The sequence below is a fragment of the Flavobacterium azizsancarii genome (assembly GCF_027980145.1).
Classification (GTDB): Bacteria; Bacteroidota; Bacteroidia; order Flavobacteriales; family Flavobacteriaceae; genus Flavobacterium; species Flavobacterium azizsancarii.
This window is the reverse complement of the sequence record NZ_JAMZNK010000006.1, coordinates 66,330-78,145: the sequence shown is the minus strand read 5'-3', so window position 1 is coordinate 78,145 and position 11,816 is coordinate 66,330. Positions and strand designations below refer to the sequence as shown.

At 32.8% G+C, this 11,816-nt stretch carries 5 protein-coding genes; 4 read left to right on the top strand and 1 reads right to left on the bottom strand.

What is annotated here, in order from left to right:
• Positions 1–22: 22 nt before the first annotated feature.
• Positions 23–1,768: an ABC transporter ATP-binding protein gene (locus NJT12_RS05780; protein ID WP_271334938.1), complete on the bottom strand. Its 1,746-nt coding sequence runs from the start codon at positions 1,766–1,768 to the stop codon at positions 23–25.
• A 386-nt stretch (positions 1,769–2,154) separates the two neighbouring features.
• On the opposite strand from NJT12_RS05780, the gene NJT12_RS05775 reads away from it, so the two are divergent.
• The 4 genes from NJT12_RS05775 to tamL all read left to right on the top strand — a co-directional run bounded on the left by NJT12_RS05775 (position 2,155) and on the right by tamL (position 11,636).
• Positions 2,155–2,931, top strand: a complete 777-nt coding sequence (locus NJT12_RS05775; RefSeq protein WP_271334937.1) for a hypothetical protein — start codon at positions 2,155–2,157, stop codon at positions 2,929–2,931.
• A 105-nt stretch (positions 2,932–3,036) separates the two neighbouring features.
• Positions 3,037–4,008, top strand: coding sequence for a GSCFA domain-containing protein (locus tag NJT12_RS05770; protein ID WP_271335009.1), 972 nt, complete (start codon positions 3,037–3,039; stop codon positions 4,006–4,008).
• A gap of 229 nt (positions 4,009–4,237) precedes the next feature.
• Positions 4,238–9,334, top strand: coding sequence for a translocation/assembly module TamB domain-containing protein (locus NJT12_RS05765; protein WP_271334936.1), 5,097 nt, complete (start codon positions 4,238–4,240; stop codon positions 9,332–9,334).
• The gene (gene tamL / locus NJT12_RS05760) at positions 9,318–11,636 is read left to right on the top strand and encodes a translocation and assembly module lipoprotein TamL (protein ID WP_271334935.1); all 2,319 of its coding nucleotides are present in this window, start codon (positions 9,318–9,320) and stop codon (positions 11,634–11,636) included. The genes NJT12_RS05765 and tamL overlap by 17 nt, the downstream gene beginning before the upstream one ends.
• Positions 11,637–11,816: the final 180 nt, after the last annotated feature.

Sequence of the window (11,816 nt, the reverse complement as noted above, 5' to 3'; positions counted from 1 at the left end):
CAGCTCAGAACCTTAAAAAAAGCTATTTTCTTTCCCCAATTTGCTGACGCCACATAGCGTAATACAAACCTTTTTCAACAATCAGTTCTTCATGTTTACCGGATTCGATAATTTTACCTTGTTCCAAGACAAATATTTTGTCGGCATGCAATACAGTAGACAATCTGTGCGCAATTAAAACCGTTATTCTGTTTTGGTCGGAGATATTTCTAATCGTAGCATTGATCTCTTCTTCAGTAATAGAATCTAATGCAGAAGTAGCCTCATCAAAAATCAATAGATTAGGATTTCTTAAAATAGCTCTGGCGATTGATAAACGTTGTTTTTCACCACCGGAAACTTTAATTCCGCCTTCGCCAATTGTTGTATTTAAACCATCTTCGGCACGTTGCAATAATTTTTCGCAACTCGCTTTTTTAAGAGCATCATACAAATCTTCATCAGTAGCATTAGGTCTTACAAACAGTAAATTTTCACGAATTGTTCCTGAGAATAATTGAGCATCCTGAGTTACAAACCCCAATTGTTTTCGTAAATCTAACAAGTCAATTTCTGTAGAATCAATATCATTATAAAGAACCTGCCCTTCGGCAGGAGTATACAATCCGACTAATAGTTTTACTAAAGTTGTTTTTCCGGAACCTGACGGACCAACAAAAGCAACGGTTTCACCTTGTTTAATTTCGAAATTAATATTTTCTACCGCTTTGAATTTTGCAGTTTTATGCTGAAAACTTACATTGGTAAAAAGTAAAGACCTTATTGCTCCAACATGTTTCGGACTTTTTGGGCGAAACTCTTTTGGTGCGCTTAATAAAACCTTAAAATTTTCCATTGAAACTTTAGTCTCATTCAATGCAATAATGAAATTTCCTAATTCTTGTAATGGTCCAAAAATGAAGAAAGTAAAAAATACCATGGTCAATAAATCACCCACGATAATTTTATGTCCAAACAAGAAATAATACAACGTAAAGACAACACAAGTTCTTAAAAAGTGAACGGTTGTTCCCTGAATAAAACTCAAGCTTCTGATAAAACGAATTTTTTCTAACTCTAATTGCAGAATTTTAAAAGTGTTTAAGTTCAGACGTTTTTCTTCCTGATACGTTAATCCAAGACTTTTTACCAATTCAATATTTCTCAAGCTCTCGGTTGTAGAACCAGCCAAAGCATTGGTTTGATTGACAATTTTTCTGGAAACGATTTTTATTTTTTTACCTAAATACGAACTGATTAAAGCAATAATGGGAGCCGTAACCAAAAAGATTAGTGAAATACGGTAATCGATTCGGGCAACGTAAACGATTACAAATATAAATCCGATAATGGTTTGAAAAATCAAAGAGATCGAAAGCGTAATTAATTTTTCAGAATCAGAGCGTACTTTCGTCAATTTACTTAAAGTTTCACCGCTTCGCTGATCTTCGAATTCGGCATAAGGTAAATCAAGCGATTTTTTGATTCCGTCAGTATACATTTGAGCTCCGGTACGCTGAATTACGACATTGGTAAAGTAATCCTGAAAGTTTTTGGTAATTCTTGAGATCATTGCAGCACCAAGGGAAAGCCCCAGCCAGAAGGATAAAGATTTTAAAAAACCTATTTCATTTCCTTCATATTTATGCAAACCAACACCGCAATCCTGCATTAATTTACCGGTAATAATTGAGTCTGATAAGCTGAAACAAATGTTTATAGAAGCCATAATCAACGCAAAAAGCAAGAGCATTTTGTGTTTGATTATATAAGAATATAATAATTTCATGTGTGAGTTTAAATTTATTGAAGATGCAAAAGTAGTGAATAGTTTGGCTTTGTAAAGTTGCTTTTAGTTATTAAAAAACTAAATTTTTTTACAGTTGAAATTAGCGGCGTGTTTTTTTAGTCTTGAGTGTCTTAATTTTTTATAAAATATATTTTTTAACACTGGCGTTATAAAAAAAACGAAGAAAACAATCAGGTATTTAAATGGGATTATTTTTGGTTAAATTTTATTACTAAGGTAATTGTTTGCTTATGTTATTCTTTATTAATGCTTTAGTAAGTAGTGGGGTTGCATGCTGTATTTTTTTAGTTTGAATGTGGGATGCCGTAAGGTTTTGATTTTTGGTTGTATTAAGTTTGCCGCAATAACAAATTTAACAAATAAAAATGAAAAAAATTTTATGTCTTTTTAGTGCTTTATCTATGGTGCTGATTTCTTCTTGTTCTAGTGACGATTCGACAGATGTTGCATCTGAAACATTATTACCTAAAAAAATTGTTGAAACAACTGTTGAAAATGGAAAGTCAGGAAGTCTTGATTTTACGTTTACTTACGACGGAAATAAATTAAAGCAAATTTCTCTTTCAGATGCTTCTAAATTTGTTTATACGTATACAGGAGAAGTAATCACTAAAGTTGAGGAGTTCAAATCAAGTGAGTTACAATCTACAGATGTATATACGTACGAAGCTGGAAAATTAGTTTCTAAACTTACTACGAGTGCTTTCAGTTCTACTCCTCCACAAAAACTAACTTTTGTTTACAATGCAAACGGTACTGTTAACGCAAATTATTCTGAGATAATCAACAGACAGGAAGTTAAATATGATACAACAAGACTTTATACTTTTGCAAATGGAAATATAATTTCTACTGAGTTTATCGATGCTGTAAGGGAAAAAAGTACAAGTACATTTGATGACAAGAAAAACCCTTTTACCAATATTACAGGAGCTAAACTTTTGTTGGATTTAGATGATAATTTTGATTTTTATTCAGCAAATAATACAGTTAAAAATGTTACTGTAGAAACTGATGCTTCAGGAAAAGTTATTGGAACAGTAACAGTAACGAATACCAATAAATACAATGCTAATAATTTTGCAACTGAAATATTCTCTGGAGATGCTAAAAACTCTTTTAAATTAGAGATTGCTTATTAATTAGCTTTTAATACAATAATAAATCCCCAATCATCAATAATTGATGTTGGGGATTTTTTTAGATCTTTAAATGAGTTTTAAACTGTATTTTTGAATAAAAAAGTCATGCAATTCAGAACGCAAATACCAATTTCTAAAACCAATAGTCCAATCGATTATAACTCGAAGATCATTTCTATTGGTTCCTGTTTTGCTGAAAATATGGCGGAGAAATTCGATTATTTTAAATTTCAAAACCAGACAAATCCGTTTGGGATTATTTTTAATCCGGTTTCGATCGAGAAGATAATCAGCAGGATTATTAAGGAAGAATTTTATACAGAGAAAGATGTTTTCTTTTATAATGAGCGCTGGCATAGTTATGAAGTACATTCGGATTTAAGTAATTCAGATCGACAGGAATTATTGGAAACTTTGAATAAGGCTATTTCAGAAACCTCTAAATACTTAAAAGAAGCCACGCACATTATTATCACGTACGGAACTTCCTGGATTTACAGAAACATAGAAAGCGATGAGTTTGTAGCCAATTGCCATAAAGTACCGCAAAAGCAATTTACGAAACAATTATTATCGGTAAATGTAATTGAGCAAAGTATTCAAAATACAGTTGATTTTATTAAGACGTTAAATCCTAAAATCAATTTTATATTTACTGTTTCTCCCGTTCGTCATATCAAAGATGGTTTTGCTGAAAATCAATTAAGTAAATCACATTTGTTTGCGGCGGTTCATTCTATTTTAAACGATTGTCATCCTGAGCAAAGTCGAAGTCTTTCGGGAATTGAATACTTCCCGTCCTACGAAATCATGATGGACGAACTGCGGGACTATCGTTTTTATACCGAAGATATGTTACATCCCAATCAAGTAGCAATCGATTATATCTGGCAGAAATTCAGTGAAAACTATATTTCTGAAAATAGTATTTCAACGATGCAAGAGGTTTCAGAAATACAAAAAAGTTTGCGTCACAGAAGCTTCAATCCGGAATCAGAACAACACCAGAAATTCTTAGCAAAACTTCAGCAGAAGATAAATGCGATTCAGGAAAAATGGAAGCACATTAAATTTTAATTTAGAAACATTTCAATTCCATTGTTTAAACCAAAGTTTATTAAAAATCTTCGTGCCTTAGCACCTTCGTGGCTAATTAAAGTAAGAAAATAATTATTTGTCCATAAAATTTTAGAATAATTGCATGTAATTATGTAAATTGTTAAGGTTTAAAATTTACAATTTTGTAAACTGTAGAAATACAGCTTTATAATGACACAACTTTAATTTAACCGTGTTTTATTGACTTATGAATAAGAAACCAATTCATTTTCTTAAAAAAACACTACGTATACTACTTTGGTGCGTGGTTTCTATCATTGCACTTTTATTACTTCTAATTGTTTTAATTCAGGTTCCGTCGATCCAAAATTATGCAAAGGATAAAGCGATAACCTATTTGCATAATAAAATAAAAACCAAAGTTGCTTTGGATCATATCTCTATTAAATTTCCAAAAGATATAGTTTTGGAAGGTTTCTATTTTGAAGATCAAAAGAAAGATACTTTGTTGAGCGGTAAACGTTTAGAGTTAGATGTCGATTTGTTTAAGCTAATAAGCAGTGAGCTCGAGATAAATTCAGTTTCCCTTGAAAATGTCAATGCTAATATTTCCAGAAATAAAGACGGCGTTTTTAATTTTGATTATATAATAAAAGCTTTCGAATCTAAAGAACCAAAGGTTGAAGATCCGGATAGTAAACCATTCAAAATATCAGTTGTAAATGTAAATCTGGACAATGTTAAATTCAGTTTTAAAGATGATTTTTCTAAGAATGATGTGAAGGTCAATCTGACACATTTTGATACAAAATTCAAGGAATTTGATTTGGATAAAATGAATTTCGATATTCCGAATATTAAGTTAGACGGATTAAAATTAGTTTTAGATCAGGATGCAGTCGAAAAAATTGCCGAAGTATCGGTAGAAACCGTTGATACTATTTCGAAAAGAAAAGATTCTAATTTGAATTTAGGTAAAATTAGTTTGTCGAAAATTGATATTGCTTATGATAATAAAGATTCCAAATTAGACTCAGGAATAAAACTGGGGAATCTTGATTTATCGGTCAATAAAATTGACCTGAACAATCAGCTTTTAGATTTTGATACTTTCGAATTGAAAAATCTAAAAGGGAACTTACGTTTAGGTACAAAAGACAAACAAATAAAAACTCCTGATTTAGATTCAACTGCAATTAAGCAAGCAGGATGGAAAGTAAAATTAAAGAATATAGATATACAGGATGTCGCCTTCAGGTTTGACGATATGCAATCGAAACCAGTTTTAAAAGGTATTGATTACAGTCATCTTGATTTGGATAAATTAAATTTTAAAGCAGAGAAATTATACTACGGAAACGACACCATTTCCGGGAACATAAAAGCTTTAACGGCAAACGATAAAAGCGGATTACAAATTCAGTCTTTAAAAACCGATTTCTTTTACGGACCTAAAAATGCATATCTGAATGATTTGTATTTGAAAACGCCTCAAACTTTACTTCAAAATAAAGTTAAAGTCGCTTATTCTTCGATTGCAACAATTTCTAAAGATTTAGGAAACCTTTCTTTAGACGCTAATTTAAATCAATCAAAAATTGGTTTTAAAGATATTTTGCTTTTTGTTCCGGATTTGCAAAAGACAAATCCGTTTAAGAGTAATCCAAATGCGATTTTGTACGTTAATACACGCTTGAGCGGAAAAATTAAAGATCTTAACATTCCACAATTCGAAATGAGTGGAATAGGAACGACAAAAGTTTCTCTTTCTGGAAAAATAACAGGGTTGCCGGATGCCCAAAAAGCCTATTACGATTTAGATATAAAAAAAATATCAAGTACTTCAAAGGATATTAATACGTTTGTACCGGCAGGAACAATTCCGAAAAACATTCAGTTGCCTTCTCAATTAAACCTGCAAGGAAAATTTAAAGGTTCTGTTCAGAATTTCAAAACAAACCTGGCCTTAAACAGTAGTTTCGGAAATGCGAAAGTCGATGCATTATTCGATCAGCGTGTTAAGAAAAAAGAGAAGTACAATGCAACAGTTTATTTGTTGGATTTTGATTTGGGAAAATTAATCAAAAATGATTCAATCGGAAAAATTACGCTTAAAGCGAAAGTAGATGGGAAAGGACTCGATCCAAAAACAGCTCAGGCGCAATTTGACGGATTGGTTCAGAAAGCAGTTTTTAATAAATATACTTATAAGGATTTAGCTTTAAAAGGAAATATAGAAAACGGATCATTTGATGTAAAATCGGGAATGAAAGATCCTAATTTGCATTTTGATCTTGTAGCAAGTGGAAATACAAAAGATAAATATCCATCCATACAATTAAAATTAAATCTGGATATTGCTGATCTGGAAAAACTAAATCTTCATGCCGGACCAATGAAACTGCGTGGTAATGTAGATGCAGATATTGCCAACAGTAATCCTGATTTTTTAAACGGTAAAGTATTTCTTTCCAATATACAGGTGGTACAAGATGCCGCACCTATTGTTCTGGATTCAGTGCGTATAATTGCTTTTGCGGATAATACGAGAAATAACATCAAAATTGCATCTCAGTTTTTGAAAGCGGAAGTTGACGGAAAATATAAATTGACCACATTAACAGCGGCAATAAAAAAATCATTATCGAAATATATTGATTTAAAAAATCCAAAAGTAAATGGAGAAGCAGATGAACAACGTTTGGTCTTTAAGTTAAAGATTGATAATGATCCGCTGCTTTTTAAACTGGTTCCAAAATTAACTGGTTTAGAGCCTGTCAATATTACAGGAAAGTACAATAACGTAACAGATTCATTAGAAATAAAAGGGACAATACCAAGAATTGTGTATGCCGATAACACAATTGCCGATGGAAAAATAAATATCGAAGGAAAAGAGAATGCTTTAGAATATATGGTTTCTGTAGCAACGATCGAAAGTGGCTCTTTAAAAATTCCATTCACAAGTTTAGCAGGAAAAGTCGAAAATAATATTTTGACTTATGCTCTTGAAGTGAAAGATGTAAAAGACAAACAACAGTATTTTATTGCGGGAGAATTTAAAACAGAAGATTCTAAAAATATCTTCAAAATCGATGCAGAAAACTTTGTGCTTAATTACGATAAATGGACGGTTGATCCTGAAAATGTAATTGAATTTGGAGGAAAAAGACTTTATATTAATAAGTTTTATTTATCAAATTCAGGCAATGAATTAAAGATACAATCTCAGGGAGAACAGGATAATGCACCGTTGAAAGTTGATTTTGTAAACTTTAAAATCGAAACCATTATGAATATGGTTAAAAAAGACGAGATTTTAATGCAAGGTCTGATTAACGGAAATGCAGTTGTTGAGAATATAATGACAAAACCCACTTTTACATCAGATTTAAAAGTAGATCAGTTCGCTTTTAAAGGGGAACCTGTTGGTGATATTGGTATTAAAGTAGATAACAAAGTGGATAATTTATTGGCCGCAAATGTTACATTAACGGGTCAGGATAATGATGTAAGTCTTACCGGGAATTATAAAGTTGACGATGGAGATCTTGATTTCAATTTAGATTTGAATAAACTGAATATAAAAAGTATTCAGGGATTCAGTATGGGTAATATTAAAGAAGGAACAGGATATTTAACCGGGAATTTTAAAATTACGGGCAATGCAAGCGAGCCAAAAGTAATTGGAGAATTAGACTTTAAGGAAACAGGTTTCAGAGTAACTAAACTGAATTCTTTCTTTAAAACGGTTGATGAAAAAATCACGCTTCAAAATGATGTAATTACGTTTGATAAATTTACTTTTCATGACGAGAATGATAACGAGTTAACAATAGACGGAACGATTAAGTCTGCTGATTATAGTAATTTCGATTTTGGTTTAACAGTTGTTGCAGACGATTTTAGAGCCATACATTCTAAAGAAGCAGATAATGATTTGTTTTATGGAGATTTAATTCTGGATACCAAACTAAACATAAAAGGAACGCTTAAAAATCCTGTTGTTGGCGGAAATATCAAAATAAACAAAGACACTAAATTTACAGTTGTTTTACCACAATCAGATCCTTCTATTGCGGATCGTGAAGGTATTGTTGAGTTTGTCGATGAAGATAATATGTTGCTGAAACAAACTGTTGCGATGGAGAAAGAACTGAATCAATCTCAGTTAATTGGTATGGATGTGAGCGTTGAAATTGCCATTGATAAAGAAGCTGAACTTACCTTGGTGATTGACAAAGGAAACGGAGATTATCTGAATCTAAAAGGTGAAGCACAGCTTACAGGAGGAATCGATCCGTCAGGAAAAACTACTTTAACGGGTAAATATGAGTTTTCTGAAGGAGCGTATGAAATGAATTTCAACATGATCCGAAGAAAATTTGATATTCAAAAAGGAAGTTCTATTACCTGGAATGGTGAACCTACAATGGCAAGTCTGAATATTACAGCCATTTATAAAGTAGAAACAGCACCAATAGATTTACTTGGAAACCAGTTAGGAGCAATGAGTCCGACGGTTAAAAACACATACAAACAGAAAATTCCGTTCCAGACATTATTGAAAATGAATGGAGAATTACTGAAACCGGAAATCACATTTGATATTGTGCTGCCTGACGGGAATTATGATGTTTCATCAGATATCGTAACAGCTTCCCAAAATAAATTAGAGCAATTACGACAAGAACCAAATGAATTGAACAAACAGGTTTTTGCACTGTTATTATTAAACAGATTTATTGGTGAAAACCCTTTTGCGAGTGAAAGCGGCGGAACAAGTGCAGAATCATTGGCAAGACAAAGTGTGAGTAAAATACTTTCTCAACAGTTAAATGATCTTGCAGGAGAGTTAATTAGCGGAGTTCAATTAGAGTTTGATCTTGAATCTACAGATGATTATACTACCGGAAACAGGGAAAACAGAACAGATTTGAATGTGGGTGTTTCTAAAAAACTTTTAAATGATCGATTAAAAGTTACGGTAGGAAGCAGTTTTGCTGTCGAAGGACAAGAACGCGCAAATGAAGAAAGTACCAATATTGCCGGCGACGTAGCATTAGATTATCAACTAACAAAAGACGGCCGATATATGCTTCGTGCGTATCGCAAAAACGAATATCAGGTTGCAGTCGAAGGTCAGGTTGTCGAGACAGGAGTTGCGTTTATTATTACAATGAGTTACAATAAATTCCGTGAACTTTTTCATAGAAGTGCAGCCGAAAAAGAAATGATAAAAGAAGAAAAACTGCGAAAAGAGAAAAAGAAGCAGAAAGAGAAGGAAGAGAATAAAAAAGAAGACGAAGAAAATAAAATTGAAGGAAATGAACAAAAGACATAGCAATATGGAAATTAGATATGTAAAATATTTTATAGCGCTATCCTTATTTTTTGTTTTTGGATGCAGCAATACTAAATATTTGCCCGAAGGAGATTTATTGTACACAGGAGGTTCTGTGACAGTAAAGGATTCTACTATTAAAAAGAAAGAAAGAAAAGCTTTCGAGAATGAACTAGAAGATTTATTGCGACCAAAACCCAACAAGCAAATATTAGGTTTACGACCTAAATTATGGATTTACAATATTGCAGGCGAACCTAAAAAACAAAAAGGAATTCGATATTGGCTGCGTAATAAAGTGGGAGAAGCGCCAGTACTTTTTAGCAAAGTCGATTTAGATTATAATGCTTCGGTTTTACGAAATTTCACAGAAAACAGAGGTTATTTTAAAACGCGTGTCAGTGCAGATTCTACTGTTAGTAACAAAAGAGCAACTGCAGAATATACGGTTGTGCCTAAAAGACAGTATATTATTAAAAGTGTAATTTTTCCGGATGACTCTCTGGCCATGTCAAGAATAATTGGGCGATCAAGCCGAAGAAGTTTATTGAAAGTAGGAAAACCATATGATTTGGATGTCATAAAAGCAGAGAGAGAAAGAATAGATGCAAGGCTTAAAGAAAAAGGATATTACTACTTTAATCCGGATTATATTTTAGCCCAGGTAGACAGCAGCAAAGGCGATCATGAAGTAAAAATCAGGTTGGTAATAAAACCTGAGGCACCGCCAAAAGCTTTGACCGCTTACAAGATTAATAAAATTGTAGTTTATCCTAATTTTACCGTTTCAAAAGATAGCGTGAAATACACTGGTAAAGATATTGTTCAATACAAAGATTTTACGATTATTGATACTGCAGATACTTTTAAACCAAGGGTTTTTGATCGGGCGATCTATTTTAAAAAAGGAGATTTATACAATAGAAAGAACCACAATTTGACTTTAAACCGATTCGTGAATCTGGGAACTTTTAGTTTTGTAAAAAACGAATTTAAACCTTCTGATAGTATAAAAAACGCCTTGGATTCTTATTATTATCTGACGCTTTTGCCGAAGAAATTTATTCGTGTAGAAGTTTTAGGAAAAACAAATTCAGCCAGTTATACAGGAACAGAACTGAATGTAAACTGGAACAACCGAAACTTATTTCGTGGTGCTGAACTGCTGACGGTTTCTGTTTTTGGCGGAGCCGATTTTCAGCTTGCAGGAACTAATAACGGAAAAAATATTTATAAATTAGGAACAGAAACCAGCTTGACCTGGCCGAGATTTATTGTGCCGTTTTTTCATATTGAAGGTTCCAGCGAATATGTGCCGAGAACAAAAGCTACAGTGAGATATGAATATCAAAACAGAACACAATTGTATGCATTGAATTCGTTTAAAACATCATTTGGTTATCAATGGAAAGAAAACATCAGAAAAGAACACCAATTCAATCTTATTGATATTACGTATGTGAGCCCAAATAATGTAACAGCAGAGTATCGTCAGGATATTATAGAAGATGCATCGTTAGGGAAAGTAATCGAAAAGCAACTGATTTTTGGACCAACGTACTCGTATACATATACAAATACAATGCAGAAGCGTAAAAAAAATACGTTTTATTTTAATGGAGAATTAGATTTGGCAGGAAATATAACTGGTTTGGCTACAGGCGCTAATGTAAAAAAGAACGATACCATAAAAATATTTGATGTTCCGTTTAGTCAATTTGTAAAGCTAAAAGGAGATTTCAGGCATTATTTAAAATTGGGTAAAGAAAGTGAACTGGCAAGCAGAATTATTATTGGTGCCGGACTGCCTTACGGAAATTCTGGTGCATTGCCAACGTCTAAGCAATTTGTGGTAGGAGGAACCAATAGTATTCGTGCTTTTAGAGCACGATCTCTCGGTCCTGGAAGTTATGTAAATACTGTCACAGATAATTCATACTTACCGGATCAGTCAGGAGATTTAAAATTAGAATTTAGTACAGAATACAGGGCAAAACTTTTTAGTATTGTTCGCGGTGCAGTATTTATAGATGCTGGAAACGTTTGGCTTTTAAATGCTGATAAAGATAAACCAGGAGGACAAATTACCAAAGATTTCATGAAAGAGATTGCCGTGGGTGCCGGAGCGGGATTGCGTTTTGATTTGTCTTTCTTAGTTCTAAGAACAGATCTGGCATTTCCGTTAAGAAAGCCTTATTTGCCGGAAGGACAAAGATGGGTAATCGACGATATCAATTTTGGCAGCGGACCGTGGAGAAAAGAAAACCTGATTTTGAATATCGCAATTGGTTATCCATTTTAAGAATTTTGCCACGTTTTTTGCCGCAAATTTCACGAATTTTCACTGATATATAGTTTGCGCATAATAAGCAATTTCACAAATTTTAAATTCACATCATTATAAATTATAAACAAAGCATTAGTGAAAATTCGTGAAATTGCTTCGCCTGTTCGCTGTTGCTCGGGTCATGGCGAAAAAACT